Origin of the sequence: Filifactor alocis ATCC 35896, from assembly GCF_000163895.2 — a bacterium.
Taxonomy (GTDB): Bacteria; Bacillota; Clostridia; order Peptostreptococcales; family Filifactoraceae; genus Filifactor; species Filifactor alocis.
Genome location: NC_016630.1, coordinates 35,607 through 52,563 on the forward strand (window position 1 = coordinate 35,607; position 16,957 = coordinate 52,563).

The 16,957-nt window shown below is 37.1% G+C and carries 17 protein-coding genes and 1 CRISPR repeat array; all 17 genes read left to right on the forward strand.

Annotated features, from left to right (window positions below):
- Window positions 1–170: 170 nt before the first annotated feature.
- The 17 genes from cas5c to HMPREF0389_RS00215 all read left to right on the forward strand — a co-directional run bounded on the left by cas5c (window position 171) and on the right by HMPREF0389_RS00215 (window position 16,943).
- Entirely contained in the window at window positions 171–914 is a 744-nt protein-coding gene (gene cas5c / locus HMPREF0389_RS00135) for a type I-C CRISPR-associated protein Cas5c (protein WP_014261708.1), read from the forward strand.
- A complete protein-coding gene (gene cas8c / locus HMPREF0389_RS00140) occupies window positions 911–2,833 on the forward strand; it encodes a type I-C CRISPR-associated protein Cas8c/Csd1 (protein WP_014261709.1) in 1,923 nt (640 codons plus the stop codon). The genes cas5c and cas8c overlap by 4 nt, the downstream gene beginning before the upstream one ends.
- Entirely contained in the window at window positions 2,826–3,668 is an 843-nt protein-coding gene (gene cas7c, locus HMPREF0389_RS00145; protein ID WP_014261710.1) for a type I-C CRISPR-associated protein Cas7/Csd2, read from the forward strand. The genes cas8c and cas7c overlap by 8 nt, the downstream gene beginning before the upstream one ends.
- 2 nt (window positions 3,669–3,670) lie before the next feature.
- Window positions 3,671–4,324, forward strand: coding sequence for a CRISPR-associated protein Cas4 (cas4, locus tag HMPREF0389_RS00150; protein WP_014261711.1), 654 nt, complete (start codon window positions 3,671–3,673; stop codon window positions 4,322–4,324).
- Window positions 4,321–5,352: a type I-C CRISPR-associated endonuclease Cas1c gene (cas1c, locus tag HMPREF0389_RS00155; protein WP_014261712.1), complete on the forward strand. Its 1,032-nt coding sequence runs from the start codon at window positions 4,321–4,323 to the stop codon at window positions 5,350–5,352. Before cas4 ends, cas1c begins: the two co-directional genes overlap by 4 nt.
- Window positions 5,353–5,355: 3 nt before the next feature.
- Complete coding sequence (cas2, locus tag HMPREF0389_RS00160) at window positions 5,356–5,649, forward strand: CRISPR-associated endonuclease Cas2 (protein ID WP_014261713.1); 294 nt, start codon at window positions 5,356–5,358, stop codon at window positions 5,647–5,649.
- A gap of 166 nt (window positions 5,650–5,815) precedes the next feature.
- Window positions 5,816–8,146: a CRISPR direct-repeat array (repeat unit 32 nt; unit sequence GTCGCGTCCCACAGGGGCGCGTGGATTGAAAT).
- Window positions 8,147–8,336: 190 nt separating this feature from the next.
- Entirely contained in the window at window positions 8,337–9,149 is an 813-nt protein-coding gene (locus HMPREF0389_RS09120) for a hypothetical protein (protein ID WP_207635080.1), read from the forward strand.
- Between the two features lie 38 nt (window positions 9,150–9,187).
- Window positions 9,188–9,424, forward strand: a complete 237-nt coding sequence (locus HMPREF0389_RS00170) for a hypothetical protein (protein ID WP_014261715.1) — start codon at window positions 9,188–9,190, stop codon at window positions 9,422–9,424.
- Window positions 9,425–9,563: 139 nt separating this feature from the next.
- The gene (locus tag HMPREF0389_RS00175; protein WP_014261716.1) at window positions 9,564–10,301 is read left to right on the forward strand and encodes a DUF4241 domain-containing protein; all 738 of its coding nucleotides are present in this window, start codon (window positions 9,564–9,566) and stop codon (window positions 10,299–10,301) included.
- 248 nt (window positions 10,302–10,549) lie between these two features.
- The gene (locus HMPREF0389_RS00180) at window positions 10,550–11,002 is read left to right on the forward strand and encodes a hypothetical protein (protein ID WP_041250725.1); all 453 of its coding nucleotides are present in this window, start codon (window positions 10,550–10,552) and stop codon (window positions 11,000–11,002) included.
- Window positions 11,003–11,232: 230 nt separating this feature from the next.
- Window positions 11,233–11,871, forward strand: a complete 639-nt coding sequence (locus HMPREF0389_RS00185) for a hypothetical protein (RefSeq protein ID WP_207635081.1) — start codon at window positions 11,233–11,235, stop codon at window positions 11,869–11,871.
- Between the two features lie 248 nt (window positions 11,872–12,119).
- Window positions 12,120–12,914 (forward strand): DUF4261 domain-containing protein, encoded by a 795-nt coding sequence (locus HMPREF0389_RS00190; RefSeq protein ID WP_014261719.1) that lies wholly within the window; start codon window positions 12,120–12,122, stop codon window positions 12,912–12,914.
- Window positions 12,915–13,161: 247 nt separating this feature from the next.
- Window positions 13,162–13,632 (forward strand): DUF6756 family protein, encoded by a 471-nt coding sequence (locus HMPREF0389_RS00195; protein ID WP_156775211.1) that lies wholly within the window; start codon window positions 13,162–13,164, stop codon window positions 13,630–13,632.
- A gap of 144 nt (window positions 13,633–13,776) precedes the next feature.
- Window positions 13,777–14,283, forward strand: coding sequence for a YfbM family protein (locus HMPREF0389_RS00200; protein ID WP_014261721.1), 507 nt, complete (start codon window positions 13,777–13,779; stop codon window positions 14,281–14,283).
- A gap of 581 nt (window positions 14,284–14,864) precedes the next feature.
- Window positions 14,865–15,308, forward strand: coding sequence for a very short patch repair endonuclease (locus tag HMPREF0389_RS00205; RefSeq protein ID WP_014261722.1), 444 nt, complete (start codon window positions 14,865–14,867; stop codon window positions 15,306–15,308).
- A 3-nt stretch (window positions 15,309–15,311) separates the two neighbouring features.
- A complete protein-coding gene (gene dcm / locus HMPREF0389_RS00210) occupies window positions 15,312–16,439 on the forward strand; it encodes a DNA (cytosine-5-)-methyltransferase (RefSeq protein WP_014261723.1) in 1,128 nt (375 codons plus the stop codon).
- A gap of 270 nt (window positions 16,440–16,709) precedes the next feature.
- Complete coding sequence (locus tag HMPREF0389_RS00215; RefSeq protein WP_014261724.1) at window positions 16,710–16,943, forward strand: hypothetical protein; 234 nt, start codon at window positions 16,710–16,712, stop codon at window positions 16,941–16,943.
- Window positions 16,944–16,957 lie beyond the last annotated feature (14 nt).

Consider the following 16,957-nt stretch of genomic DNA (forward strand, 5'->3'; position numbering starts at 1 on the left):
AATCTTTACTGCATTACATTTTTACAATATTTCAATCCACACAATCCAATTGTGATATGGAACATTATAACAAAAAATACAATAAAAAAAAAGAAAGATCAAAAGTTTTCTTTTTCTACTTGACAAATTATTATTATATTTTTACAATGAAGATAAGAAAGGAGGTTATCATGTCAAAAAAGTTGGAAATGGAAAAGTCAAAACATTTTTATATGCGTATCACAGGAGACTATGCCTTATGGGCGGATCCTGCAACAAAAGGCGGTGGTGAGAGAATCAGTTATCAAGTGCCGACAGCACAGGCAATTCAAGGAATCTGTGATGCAGTTTATTTTAAACCGACAATTCGTAATGTTGTCGATGCAATCAAGGTCGTAAATCCGGTAAGATTTCATAGTATGGGATACAGAGCATTGTATGGGGATTTATCTGCGGGTTTGAACTATGTCACGGTTCTGGAAAATGTAGAATATTTGGTGCAATATCACTTCGAATGGAACTTGTATAGACAGGATCTTTCCCGGGACAGAATTATGAAAAAACATGAGACCATTACAGAACGAAGTTTAAGAAAAGGAGGAAGGAGAGATGTATTTTTAGGTGCAAGAGAGTTTCTCGGTTATGTCGAGCAGATTACGGAACAAGAGTATCTGACGGAAAAAACCTTTTATTACGGAAGCGACTTTGATTTGGGCAATATCTTCCACTCTTTCATCTACTCAAATGATGAAACAGAACCTTTGAAATCACTTTTTACACATACAATCATGAGAGATGGAATCATTCAAATCAAACCTCAGGAAGAATGTGAAATTACAAATATCCTTTCCTCTTATACCATCAAAGCACATAAAGGGGTAGTAAGTGTGGACGAGGAATTGAAAGAGTATGGGGAAGGCGGTGAGTCCATATGAGCGTTTTGACCAATTTACTGAGATGTTATGAATACTCTGAAAAAGAAGGTTTGGTAGGAGAGTACAATGGCAATGACGCTGTTCTATTACCGCTGTATCATCAAAGCATAACATCGAAAAAAAATAATGTTTTGAAAGTAACTTTGGATGAAGAAGGACAATTATTAAATGCAGAGTTTGCTGTTGACGGTGAAGTGTATTTGTTTCCAATCACCGAAGATTCCGTTGCACGTTCAAGTGGTGTTGCTCCTCATCCTCTTGAAGATAAAATGCAGTATTGTATTTCAAAAATTGCGGATAAGAAGAAGATTGAAGCTTACCGGAAAGAATTTGATAATTTTTATGATTATGCTGAGCATCCGAAAGTAAAATTATTTTTGAATGCTGTTAAACTCTTTTTGTCGAATGAGAAGAACTATGCTCTGATATTATCCAAATTGCCACTTAAAGATATTGTGGAAACGGGAAAAGGAAAGATAAAATATACCAGTGAGAAGAATAAAAAAACAGAGTATGATTTCAAAGATACTTTTGTATGTTTTGAAGTAAGGTGTCATAACGGCAGCTATTTGAAAGTGAATACTTTTTCTGAAATGCAAGAAGAATTTGTTAGCTATATTGATGATAGGTATGAACGAGAAGGAACCCTTAGTATTTGTAACATCAGCGGGACGAAAGAGACCATTACAGAGAAACACAGAGGGTTGATGGGGACTGCTAAGGTAATTTCGGTCAGCAATAATAAAGAAACCTATTTCGGAAGATTTCATAATGGCAGCGATATTATCAGAGTTGGCAGAAAGAGTTCAGAAAAGATTCATTTGATGCTGAAATTCTTGTTGGAGAATCGCAATAGTCATATCCATTTGGCAGATACATTATTTTTGGTGAACTGGTTTTCGGGAGATATCAAAAATACCATGGCGTTTGATTTGACCGGCAGTGACATGGATGACGATATGGAAGAGGAAGGAAAAAATCCTGTTTCAGAATCCAACAAAGAGATTAGCAGAGCATTTATAAGAGGGACAGGAAAGCTGAATCCGGAAGAACAGTATTATATAATGCTTGTAGATAAGTCAAGTAACGGTAGGATGTCTATCAGATACTATAAAGAAATGCCGAACTCCCAGTTGATTGAAAATCTTCAATCATGGCAGAAAAAATATATTTGGGAACAGTGGAAGCAAGCAAAAGAAACTTATGTTGAATATGTACCGAGTTTACATTATATTCTTTTGGCATCGTATGGAATTGAACGAAATAAAATATTGGTAATAGATGACGGAAAATTTAAGAAAGATCAATTTCAAAATTTGGTGACCGCTTTAGTGGAAGGCAAAAGCGTTCCGTCCAATATCAAAAATGCCTTGGCTCAAAATATCAGAAACAGGCAAAAATACAGTGAAAAATGGAGATTTATGTTATTGGTAAGTTTGGCAATCCTTAGCGAAGGAAGAAAGGAGTATCAAGAAATGAGAGAAGAGAGTCATCAAACGAGATCGTATCTGTATGGACGACTTCTTGCTATTTATGAGGGATTGGAGGAGGCGGTTTTGCGCGATCAACAACGCAGTTCACTCGCTTCATCAGACGATTCAAGCAAAAAATCGAAGATTAGAGCGACGAATGCATTAAGGTATTGGAATTCTTTTGTAAACAAGCCGGATACCACGATGAAAACATTGGAATTGGCTACAAAATACTGTGCAAGTTATATATTGTCTTCAAACAAACCGGATTATTTAGTTGGAGTTCTCATCAAGACAGAAAAAGCCAAAAGTGAGATTTTTGAACTTCTTGATACACAAGAAAACAGAAAATATAAAACTAATACACAGTTGGATAACGATTTTATTTTTGGATACTATGCTCAGAAAAAAGATTTGTATACAAAGAAGGAGAATGATGATGAATAAGGTAGATTTTATAATGACTTTTACAGTACAAAATGCAAATGTCAACGGAGATCCTTTGTCAGGAAACAGACCGAGAATGGATTCAAACGGATTGGGAGAAGTATCGGATGTATGTTTGAAAAGAAAGATAAGAAATAGACTTCAAGATAACGGGAATGCAATATTTGTTCAATCAAGAGAAAGAACAGAAGACGGATACACTTCTCTTGAAAAAAGATATGCAGCTCATTTTAAAAAAACGATGTCTGATGAAGAGGTTGAAAAAGGATTTCATGAAAAATGGATTGATGTGAGAGCCTTTGGGCAGGTAATTACTTATGATAAGCGTTCCATCGGTATCAGAGGGCCGATATCTATCGGAATCGCAAAGTCTTTGGAGCCTATCACTATTGAGGATATGCAAATTACAAAAAGTGTGAATGGAATGGAACAAAAAAATCCGAATGATAGAGCACCTGACACCTTGGGGATGAAACATTTTGTTGAATTCGGGACTTATGTCGTACATGGAGCTGTCAATTCCTATTTTGCTGAAAAAACAGGATTCAATGAAAAGGATTTGGAAGAGTTCAAAGCAGCACTGAAAACAATTTTTGTGAATGATGCATCTTCAGCAAGACCCGACGGTTCTATAGAAGTAAAACAAATCTTTTGGTTTGAACATTCCTGCAAGGTTGGGGACGTGTCCAGCGCAAAGATAAAATCTCTATTAAAATGGGATAAAGAAGACAAAGAACATCGTTGCTATGAAGACTATCATATTCATATTGATGAGAATGCATTGAAAGAATATGAAAAGCTGGGATTGAAACTGACAGTGATAGAAGGACTGTAAACATGTATAATGAAGATGATTATCTCATGTTAAGTGGGATTCAGCATTACTATTTTTGTAAACGACAATGGGCACTGATTCATATTGAGCAACAGTGGGCTGAGAATCAAAGCACAATGGAAGGGAACTATCTTCATGAAAAAGCGGATATGCCGTTTTTAAAAGAAAAACGAAGAGGTTTTTTGATGAGTCGTGCGGTTCCTGTGTCATCCAAAAGATTAGGACTTAGTGGAGTGATAGATGTGATAGAATTTCAAAAATCTGATCATGGGATAAAGCTAAATCGCCACAAGGGGACATGGTTTCCGGAGATTATTGAATATAAACGAGGAAAAGAGAAACCGGATGAAAGAGACATCGTTCAGCTTTGTGCCCAAGTAATTTGTTTGGAAGAAAAATGGGACATAAAGATAGATAAGTCATACCTCTATTACTTTAAAACGAATAAACGGCTTGAAGTTTCAATAACAGATGAGCTTAGAAAAAAAGTGATTGAGATTTCAAATGATATGCATCATTTGTATCATCAACAAAAGATTCCCCCGGCAGAATTTTTTAAAAATTGTCAATTATGTTCGTTATACGATATTTGTATGCCAAGGATTACAAAAAGGAAGGCATCGGTTGAACATTATTTATATGAGGATGAAACATGAAAAAATTACTGAATACGTTGTATGTAACAAAAGAACAAGCCTATTTATCAAAAGACGGTCAAAATGTTGTGATTACCGAAGATGGAGTACAAATCGGCAGATATCCGATTCATATTTTGAACGATATTATCTGCTTCAGCTATCTTGGAGTCAGTCCGGCTCTGATGAGGCTCTGTTCAGAAAATAATATAGGAATTTCCTTTTTAACACCACAAGGTCAGTTTTGTGGCAGAGTCATCGGAAAAGAAAACGGGAATGTTTTGCTAAGAAGAGAACAGTATCGAATGGCAGATTCTGAAACATCAGTAGGTTTTGTTCGAAATATTATTTATGCAAAAGGTTTGAACTCAAAACGAATTTTGAGAAGATGTCTTTTAGATCACAAAGATAAGGTAAATTCTAAAAAATTTGAAGAAAATATAGCAAAAATAGATGGCTGTCTTGCAAAAATAAAAGAATCTGACGAGAAAGATACCATCAGAGGCTATGAGGGAATCGTTGCAAAAACATATTTTGATTGTTTTGATGAGCTTATTTTACAACAAAAGTCAGACTTTTATTTTAACGAGAGAAGTAAAAGGCCTCCCGAAGACAATGTAAATTCTATGTTATCTTTGTTATATACTCTATTGGCACATGATGTCGGTTCTGCGCTTTCAGCAGTTGGTATCGACAGTTACGTAGGATTTATGCATACGGACAGACCGGGACGCATGTCAATGGCACTTGATATGATGGAAGAATTAAGAGGCTTTATGGTCGATCGCACAGTTCTGACGATGATTAACTTAAAGATTGTGAAAGAAAATGATTTTGAGAAAAAAGAGAGCGGTGCAGTGTTAATCAAAGACTCCGGCAGGAAAAAAATAATCGAATATTGGCAGAAGAGAAAGCAAACAGAAATCGTTCATCCGTACCTCAAAGAAAAAGTGAAGATTGGGTTATTGCCACATGTACAATCCATGTTGTTAAACAGATATATCAGAGGTGATCTTGAGTCATATCCGCCATTTATCATAAAGGAGTAGCAAATGTTAGTGATTATTGCTTATGATGTTGAAACTTCTACACAAGAAGGAAGAACAAGGTTGAGAAAAGTTGCAAAACTTTGTGTGAATTATGGGCAAAGAGTCCAGAATTCAGTGTTTGAGTGTAGTGTTGATCCGGCACAATTGGTCAAAATCAAACATCAACTTGAGAAAATGATTGATCCCGATTCAGATAATATAAGAATATATCATATGGGAAAAAATTGGGAAAGAAAGATAGAAACCTTAGGGAAAAGTGAATCCTATAATCCTGATAGCGGGGTTCTGTTTGTTTAGAATGCATCAGTGTAATGAATAAGATTATTTAGAGAACCTGTGTTACACATTTTTTGATATAGGATTCAAGTAAAAAGTAATAGAAAAAGAGTTTTTTTTCACTATTGATTGAATCAAAATTGTTGTTAAAAATATATAGCCGTAATAAATGATACAATATATTGCGGTCGCGTCCCACAGGGGCGCGTGGATTGAAATATAACCTCACCGAATCCATCAATCAAAGAGGATTGGTCGCGTCCCACAGGGGCGCGTGGATTGAAATGTTTGAATCTGCTATGAAAAGCCTAACTGATTGCAGTCGCGTCCCACAGGGGCGCGTGGATTGAAATTTTTTTACATTTTTTACATTTTACATATACTTTTTGTCGCGTCCCACAGGGGCGCGTGGATTGAAATCACCAATGCAACTCCTCGATGTTTAAGTCTATCCCGTAGTCGCGTCCCACAGGGGCGCGTGGATTGAAATAAATAAAATTGATACTCTAAAATCGCTTGAGATTGGGTCGCGTCCCACAGGGGCGCGTGGATTGAAATTTGAGACGATTGAAAACCTAAACGGACAGCCTGCATGTCGCGTCCCACAGGGGCGCGTGGATTGAAATGTTTTCTGTTCCAGTAATCTTATATCCAAATTTCCGTCGCGTCCCACAGGGGCGCGTGGATTGAAATCAGATCAATCAGCTATTTTGACAAAATAGTATATGGGTCGCGTCCCACAGGGGCGCGTGGATTGAAATTTTTATTGCACCTCTCTTCCAGTGTATCAAGTCTGTCGCGTCCCACAGGGGCGCGTGGATTGAAATCAATTTATGAATTCTATCGGGATTCGGAAAATCAAAGTCGCGTCCCACAGGGGCGCGTGGATTGAAATCGGTAATATTCAAAGAAACACCCTGAAATGTATGTCGCGTCCCACAGGGGCGCGTGGATTGAAATTTTATATCTATCCTGATCGTCTACTCTCGAGTGGTCGCGTCCCACAGGGGCGCGTGGATTGAAATGTTCATAAATCACCTCTTAATATAAAATATGAGCAACGTCGCGTCCCACAGGGGCGCGTGGATTGAAATCTGTTAAAACAATTGATTCTTCAATATTTCCATCGGTCGCGTCCCACAGGGGCGCGTGGATTGAAATAATAACATTGTCTTCGATATCCGCCAACGTAATATCGTCGCGTCCCACAGGGGCGCGTGGATTGAAATCAAATTGACCGTATCATTGCGGGATTTGGTGGAATTGTCGCGTCCCACAGGGGCGCGTGGATTGAAATTACCATAGAGTTCGGATACTGTGAGAGTGAGAGGTCGCGTCCCACAGGGGCGCGTGGATTGAAATTTTTAGCGGATAACATATTGACTTCTTCATACATCTGCCGTCGCGTCCCACAGGGGCGCGTGGATTGAAATTTACAATCATACTTGCGTTATCAGGCATATACGTCGCGTCCCACAGGGGCGCGTGGATTGAAATTTAATCATCGCTAAATTCCATAACTCTACTGTAGGTCGCGTCCCACAGGGGCGCGTGGATTGAAATCATACACCAAAAAGGTTTTGCCGTCTAAAATATATAGTCGCGTCCCACAGGGGCGCGTGGATTGAAATCGGAGTACTGTCCTGCTTTACCTGCTTGGCCTAAGTCGCGTCCCACAGGGGCGCGTGGATTGAAATGCTTATCAACAATCAAGAGGTGGACGAAGAGGTGGCGGTGGACGTCGCGTCCCACAGGGGCGCGTGGATTGAAATAAATCCTCTCCGTTTCCCAGCAACTGAAAAAGCTTGTCGCGTCCCACAGGGGCGCGTGGATTGAAATTTTGCCTCTGCTAAAGTTACTGGCATAATAAATCATCCGTCGCGTCCCACAGGGGCGCGTGGATTGAAATGTTGCGTCTTGCAAGTTCGTTGATAGCTTCCTCGTGTCGCGTCCCACAGGGGCGCGTGGATTGAAATACTTATTGCTGTTTTATCCATTGTGTCTGATTTTTGAGTCGCGTCCCACAGGGGCGCGTGGATTGAAATTGTTGATATGTCAGATGTCGGAAGTAATACAACAAAGTCGCGTCCCACAGGGGCGCGTGGATTGAAATAGCAAATTCTTAGCCGGAACGTATATTAATATGGCAACGTCGCGTCCCACAGGGGCGCGTGGATTGAAATGCAATACACCCATGAAAGTTTTGTTGCCGGAACGGTATGTCGCGTCCCATAGGGGCGCGTGGGTTGAAATTTTTTTACAAAACGTATTAAATCTATCACTTTCGTCGCGTCCCATAGGGGCGCGTGGGTTGAAATATTTGTTTTTATGTCATTTGTAGTTTTAACATTAAGTCGCGTCCCACAGGGGCGCGTGGATTGAAATCGTTCGTGCAACGGCTAAAGGGTTTGCGGTCGGTGTCGCGTCCCACAGGGGCGCGTGGATTGAAATTTCTCTTACAATTTCCAGTTCAGATTTTGGAATTTGTCGCGTCCCACAGGGGCGCGTGGATTGAAATTTATGAAAGATAGAAAAAGGGGTTTTGAAAAAATGTGTCATGTCCCATAGGGGCACGTGGATTTGAAATATCATTAACTATGATGTAAAATATTGTTTATGAATAAAAGCACAGGGAAGAAGATGAGATGTTTGGTTAGAATATGGTATTTTTTGGGCCTACCTTCCAAAAAGAAAGAGAGTTGTGATTGATGAGAAAAACAGAATTTCGATGTAATAAGTATTCGCCGGGCGTATTGTATATGATGGTAATAGTAGGAGTTGCAACGGGGCTGTTGCTTTTTTACGGATTTCTTGTTGTTTCGGGCATCAACAAAGGTCCGTACGATGGACCGATATACTTCCAAGACAACCCAAGACATGCAATTTATTTGATATTCTCTTTGATTCCGATTGCGATGGGATTGCCGGCATGGATTGCCAAAAAATATTGGAGCAGTAAAGAGGAAGAAGGACAGCTTGAACTGTATGATGAGTATGCTGTGTTGTATTGGAAAAACAAAGAATTCAAAATTGAAAAGGGAGAATTACAGATAAAGATTCCGGAGCCACAAGCTATTTGGTATTCCACCTATCTATTGCAATTTCCGGGACACAGAATTGTATTGGTCAACTCCTTGAAAGAAGGCAAAGAAAAGAGAAGAGGGGCTTGTTCTTTGGATATTGCAATATCTGAACTTTCGCCTTACAAAAAATTAAAAAAAAGAAAGCAGAAAGACAGAGCTGTTTTCAATTTTCATGGAATCCGTATTGTGTTTGGGATAACTACTCCTGCTGTCTTTGCGGATTCTCCTTACTATGTAGATTATCAAAATATCGTGACAATTCCAAATGCACCGTTTGTGACCTGTATGGTGAGAGAGAGAGCAAATCCTGTTCATGTTGTCGCAGATGTGCAAATAGACATCAAACTGTTGCAAGACGATAGCTTAGAGGAAAAGCACTTGAGCCGACAAGCAATTTTGAGAATGGTAGAACTGGACAAGCAGATTGAGATAGATTGAATAGGAAAATCATATTTGATTGCAAGGGATGATGCGCTATGAGAAAAATAATGACAAAAGCAATTTGTATCAAGAATATCACAACATTCAGTTTTATGACACTCACATCTTTTCTTGTGTTAGGAGTCTTTGTTGTGAAATTGATAGAAGATATTCAAAAAGGGAAAGAGCTTTTTATCCCGGGAGTAGCAGTTTTGTTTGCAGGAGCGATAGTTGTTATGGTATTCAGCATCATACAAATTGTAAAGCATATCAGGATGTTAACCAAACTTTAGGATATGGAGTATGAGTTTGGTTTATATGACTTTGGCTTATAATGGTGTGGAATGATATAGTAAAACAGAATCATATTCTGAAAGAAAGCTTGATAGGTTTTCTTTCAAGAACCTAACGATAGGAGAGAAGGAGAAAAGGATGGAATTATCAAAAGAGTGGTTGGAACAATATGAACAAGTGAAAGATTTGTTGGTATCACCGGTGAATTTTTCCGAACTTTTTAAAAGTGATGAAGTAGAGGGAAAAAATCTTTTTTTGTTAAATATGGGTACGGTAAACTTTACGACAGATGAGATTTTGGCAAGAGATCCTCTTGTTTGGCTCAAAAGAGAAGAAGAGCCATACTTTACCAAAGTACCGATGGGAACATATCCTCTTGAAACTTTAGTGGTAGAATTGGAAGAAGATCATTACAGATATATAGCCAGCAGAGTGAGATTCCATGAGAAGGATTCCGTTGTCTATCGTCAAGCATTGGAAGGTACTGAAAATTTGGAAGGTATCGACAGTGACAGTTTCTTCGGTTTCAATGTGGATGCAGGCCTTGCAACTATCGTTGATACCAACACAAGAGATGCCTATTGTGATTTTGTGGACGCTTGGGAAAAAGAACATCCGGAAGGAAATATGTATGATGATTTTTTTGCAGAGGAATTTAGAAAAAGCTATCTTGAGCATCCTGAATTTCAAAGAGACGGCGGAGACTGGATTAACTTTAAAATTCCAAATACAGAATATACTGTACCGATGATTCAATCAGGGTTTGGAGACGGAAAGTATCCTGTCTATTTCGGTTATGATGAATCAGGAGAGCTCTGTGATGTGGTGATGGAATATATTTATGTTGGAGCTGAAGAAACAGACGAAGAAGAATAGTTTGTCAACATAAAGTGGTAGAGAGGAAGTAAGCGAATGCAGGCGATACTTCCTCTTTGATTTTTTGGATAGAACCGATGTGTTGAATCTGATGTTTGACTGAAACAGAAAGAAATAAAAAGGAAAAGTAGTCAAGACGACGATGACTCAAAAGAGTGTTCTGAAACTCCCGTTTTTGGAAAATATGATTTGCTTACTTCCAAAGATTGGAATACAATATTATCATATTGGTAAGAGGAGAAGATAGTATGGTTTTTGACGGACAAAATGATGTTGCAATTTTCAAAATAGGATACATGGAAGATCATACCGGAAAATTTGATGAAAGACTTGAAAAGTGTGGAATAACTGTTCATTATGAAACAGAACCTCCTCGGGGCGACGGTATTTATTCTGTTATTCTAAGTGGGAATCAAAAACTTCCGTTTTGGATATATGATCGGGATATTATTTTGGTAGGAGAAGACTTCATGATAGTAGAAAGTGTTCAGTATGATACATTTGAACCGATTTCAACTGTTATGATTGACATCAAAAAAGCAAGATATGCAGATTTCAAAGAATGGTATCCGGATATTTGTGTTACAAAGGATGGAATAGAGTTGGACAATCGATTCCACAAAGTGAAAAAAATGATTTTAAAGAACACCTGTGATTTAGAGTGGATAGACTTATCGACTGGAATTGGAACAACAAAGTGAGAAAATCAAATGGAATATGGTAAGAATGTCAGGACACTTCAAATAAAGAGCAAGACAATCACTTGATTGTTAGAGTAAGATATTAGTAGCAAATAACGGTTTATGTTCTATTTCTTCTGATGTTCCGGTTCATCCATAACCAATCGATATCATTTCAGTTTCTATTGTGAAACAGCAACACAGTTTCGTATGGAACACATTTGCAGAGAATAAGAAAGAGATAGTTTAAGTTGACAAAGGAGTTTCAAAAAGGCAAAAACAGATTACGTGAGATTGGATTATGGTCAAACGAAAAGGTTTGGGAGGATGAAATGAATTTAATCGCAAGCATTGGTAAGAGTGCAGAAAACAAAACAGTAGGAAGAATCGGAGGGAATCTACCTTGTTTATTTCTTGATAGAGAAAGTGAAATAGAAGGATATCGGTTCTATATGATGTTTCAAAATCCGGACAATCATGAAGAATACTTTTCTATCTTTGTGCCGGAAGATTATGGTGTTATGATTGACAACAATACCTATCCCAATTGTTCGGTAAAGGTCTTTTCTCATCGTTTTTCAAAAGAGAGTGACAACACAAACTATACCTTGAAGGGTATCAAGAAATCATTTCTTACCGGATATTCTGAGGTGGATGACAATACCTTTGATTTTTTCACAAAATCGAGATTCCCTCAATTGATACAGGAGGAATCGTATGATACGGAGAAATTAGAGAAAGAGGGATATGAGTTTTTTGTTCAAATAGATGAGGATTATTACACAGAAGATTTGATAAATGAGAATTATATCTTCGGTTACGGAGCATTGTACTTGTATCGACATTCTGAAAATGGAACTGTGATTGCTGGTTTTTGGCAATATTCATAATCATAATGTTGCAACATTACAATCTGTACAAAAGATATGTTCGACAGAGAATAAAAGGATAGTGATGTCTGAGAATACTTTGGGAATATCATGTATGGTTCTATCGGAGAGGGTAGATTTCTGCCAAAAATGTTTATCAATTGATGAGATGGAACAAAATCATGACAATATAAAAATAAATTTACTTGTAATAGAGATTTGTATGAGTAGAAACATTAAAAAAGATGATTTGAAATAAGGAGGAAAGTATGGGAATTTTTAAAAATCCGTTTGGGAAGAAGAACAAAAAACCGGAACAGAAAGGACAACTGGTTTTGTCAATGCCGATGTTTCAAGGTGACAGTTCGTATTCAGCAGATAAAGTGATACAGGATTTACAATCTTATTGGGGGCTGAAAGTGGATGAGATAGAACATAGTGATACGACAATATCATTCAACATTGATGGGGAGGTTATTGTGATTGGATTGATACCTGCACCGATACCGGATGAGGAATTTGAATCCATGTACAGCTACTCCTATCTTTGGGAAGATGCAGAACAAGAAATCAAAGAGCATACACAACATGCAATCGTATCTATATTGGGCAGCAGCACATCTGCACTCAAACGGTATTCCATCTTGTCCAAAGTCAATGCCTCTATTTTAAGAACTTCCGAAACTGCAATAGGGGTATATCAAGGAGCATCGACATTACTGCTTCCAAAAGATTTTTATATCGACCTTGCAGATTTGTTATTAGAAGATTTATTACCGGTTCAACTTTGGGTTTATATCGGAATCATCAACAACAATGACAAAACCGGTCTGTATACCTACGGAATGAAAGAATTTGGAAAGTCTGAGATAGAAATCATCGATACTTCGATGGAATCTGATGACGCATACGTTTTTTTATTGACAGTCCTTCAATATATCATAGAACAGGATGTGACATTGGAACATGGAGAAACGATAGGACTTACCGAGGACCAAAAAATCAAAATTACAGAATCAAAAGCAATTTATTTGGACGGCAATTCCTTAAAACTGGAGTTGTAGGATAGAGCAGGAAAACAATAAAGTAAGAAAAAACAATGGGAAGAGATTACTCCTTTCTGACATCATGATGTAACAGAAATCAATAGAAAGAAGTCACATTACTACAGAGTGGTGATAAAGGATGTCATAAAATTTAATGGAAAAAGAGATGTCAGTCAAGTAATTTGTGATATCTGCAAATTCCGATACGGCATATAGGGGGCAAGCAATATGACAGAGCTGATAGATGGAATATTTGGGGGATACCATGGAGATACGAAATGAAATAGAGAGAGTCATCAAAGAACATACACTGGATAGAAAAAGATGTTTTGAGTGTTCCAAGATGAGTTATCATTCTATTATCAAATCAATAGAACAAAAATTCACGAGAACAAATAACATTCATTGGTCTAATATGGGGCAAGGATTCAAACGGAACTTTCTGTGTCAAATAATTGATGTATCAGAAGACTCTATGTGGGTTCAACAGTTGCCGAAGATCATATCATCTCATGACGATATGGTATATGTACTATTTGAAGATGTCATCCATTTTCAGCCGAAATACTGGATATACGAAATGGGTATTTCGGAGTTGATTTGTATCATTGGAAATGTGAATGGGCTCAATGATTTTTATATTGTATCCAAAAAATTGGATTGGTTAATCAGTGAAAATCATGAAGACATCGTATCATTTGTAGGGGATACACTTGATATTTCCTGCTTTGAATAGACTAAATTTGTGATGACACAAACAATATGGATGGATATGGTTGAACGATAGGTTATCAGATAACAACTTGACGTTGACATGGGTAATAAAATAAATTATTGTATAGAAAGAAATAATAAAATCAATATTAGGGAGGTAGTTAAAATGGGATTGATTGCAAACTATCAATATTTGAGTGATGAAAATTTAAAAGAATTAAAAGAGTTTTCCGGCAGTGAAGATGACCTTATGGAACAAGTGGAAGAGTGGAATGAAGAAGCAGATATTTTGCTTGACATTGACAAAATGTGGGATGTTCTTCACTTTGTATTGACAGGGGTGGACAGTAGCGAGCCGATAGAAAATGACCCTTTGAGCGAAGCTGTTGTTGGAGTATCCGTTATGGAAGGAATCGAAAACTTTATCGCTTACACCGATAAGTCAAAAGTTGCAGACGTTCTATCCGCTTTGGAGGACTTTGACATAGAGTCTGCGATGGATGAATTCAGCATGGAAGATTGTAAAAAAGCAGACCTTTATCCTAATATTTGGGACTATGAAGAAGAGGAAGATGAGATTAAGGAAGAAATTACAGATTATTTTGAAGCGATGATAAATTTCTATCGAAAAATTTTGGAAACAAACGGCAATGTACTGGTTACCATTTATTAGAAACGATAGAACAAAAGAAAAAAACTATCGTTATCACCGAACAGGGAAAAGAACAAATAAGATTGTTTGAATAAGCAGTTTCCCGATTTAGAGATTGTATTCTTTGTGGCAATATGAAAATAAAAATCAAATTACTTAAACAAAAAAGTAGTATTGTAGCTACTTTTTTGCGTCTATAACCATTCAGTTGACTTTCTATTTGGTATGCATTAAAATATGTGGGTGAACTCACATATTTATTTTTTGGAGTAGATAATATGAATGACCAATCTTTCAGTGCGTATTTGCGGTCATTAAGAAAAAATCAAACTCCGATTTTGACTCAAGAGCAATTAGCTAAAGCAATTAATCGGAGCAGCATGATTGTCAATTAGTATGAAAAACGGGAAAATGTTCGTCAGTAAGGCGCGTTGTTGAAAAAATTATTTTCATATTAACCCGTACACCTGAGCAAGAAAATAAATTGTACACCCTGTCATCAGAAATATGCAAAAAGACACCTTGTCATATGGAATCTTCTTTTTTTGAATGTAGATCAATAAGAGTTATATTGGTATCTTCTGTCGAGGATTCATTCTAAATTGACCTATCAGAACGGATTGGTAAGAATAATGAGTAAAAAGACCAAAGAACAAATCAGTTTCAATATGCGCCGTGTCAAAAACAAAGATTCTGAAATTGAATTACTTCTTCGCAGAGAACTCCGGTCTCGTAATTTGTACTATAGAAAGAATGTGAAGACTATTTTCGGAAAGCCTGACATTGCATTTATAGGAAAGAAAATTGCAGTGTTTGTCGATAGCGAGTTTTGGCACGGCTACAACTGGGCTGAAAAAAAGAAAGAAATCAAGAGCAATCAAGAATTTTGGATTTCTAAAATCGAAAGAAATATGCAGCGCGATGTGGAAGTTAACGAACACCTACAATCGCAAGGATGGCTCGTCCTTAGATTCTGGGGGAATGACATTAAAAAAAACGTGACTACTTGTGCCGATATCGTTGAATCTGCATTTAGGGAGAGATGATTTATGCTGTTTACAACAATTGATTTATGTGCTGGAATTGGCGGCATTCGGAAAGGTTTTGAATTGACAGGCCATTTTAAAAACTTGGTGGCTGCAGAAATCGATCGTTATGCTTGCTTAACATATCAGCATTTATACGGCGAAGATGCTGATAATGACTTGACAAGTGAAGAATTCAAAACCGCATTAGAGGGGCTGCACTATGATGTTCTGCTTGCAGGATTTCCTTGCCAAACATTCAGTCGAGCAGGATTGGAAGAAGGCTTTAACAATGAACAGAATGGTGTTGTTTTTAATCATATTGCAGAAATCATCCAACGGACACGTCCAAGAGCTATATTTCTTGAAAATGTAGATAATCTTGTTCGACACGATAAAGGAAATACTTTTCGTGTCATAATACATACTTTGGAAGAACTCTTAAACTACAAGGTTATAGGGGTCACTTATAATGATATCGGTGAACTCATTTATAATGGGAAAGATTTTATTAGAAATTCTCGTAATTTCGGTATTCCTCAAAATCGTCCACGTACGTACATTATGGCATTTAATCGTCAACTCTATGGTGCGGATACACTCCTTGGAATTGGAAATTTACTTCCTACAGAAAAAAACAGGTATTTGTATGAAGATTTGAATTCGCTTCTTGAGTTCCGAGCCGAGCCAAAATACTATATGTCTTCGGGTTATTTTAACACACTCGTTCGTCACAGAGAGCGAGAGCGTAAAAAGGGAAACGGATTCGGATACCGTGTTGTTAATGAGCCTGGTATTGAACACCCTGTAGCGAATACAATAATGGCTACTGGTGGTTCCGGAAAGGAACGTAATTTGATTTATGATCCCCAGGAAGGTATTGCGGGAATGACTATACCTCCCAAAAGAACAGCATTAAATAATAGAGGTATTCGAGTTATGACACCTCGAGAATGGGGTAAATTACAAGGTTTTATTAATTATGCATTTCTTGATGAAGAAGGTGTTGATCATTTTTCATTTCCGTCTGAAGTTTCCGTTGCACAGCAATACAAACAGTTTGGAAATTCGGTTACTATTCCGGTGATAGAAACCATGGCGGAATTTATGGTTGATTGTTTCACAGTTCTTGGGGATATTCCAAAAAAATAATAAAAAATCTTGTTTATTAATGCTATTATATTTTATTCTCTTCTCTTTTTTAGACGCGTACACTATGTCTATATTTTAAAATAGTGTTTAATATTAAAGGATATTTTAAATGTGCAATAGTTACTATATTTTTAAAATATTATTTATATTTAAAAAATATATTGATGAATATATAGAAAAATTGTTATTATATATAACAGAATTACACATTTTTGTATGTCTTATTACATTTTAGAAATAGATTTATATTTTTCATACGGAGGGCACATTATGGCAAAGAATGAAACCAAACGTGAACGTTTTGTAAGACTTGCAGAAGTTCGTACAAATAAAATTATTGATATGCTGAAACTTCTCGGAAATTGTTCCAACACAGTGAACTATGAATATACTGACGCAGATGTTAAAAAAATTTTTGCTGCTATCGAACGTGAACTTAAAAACACAAAGGCAAAATACAATGGTAGTGATTCTGTTAATGAAGAAAGATTCACACTAGAATAGATAAAGAGGTGACT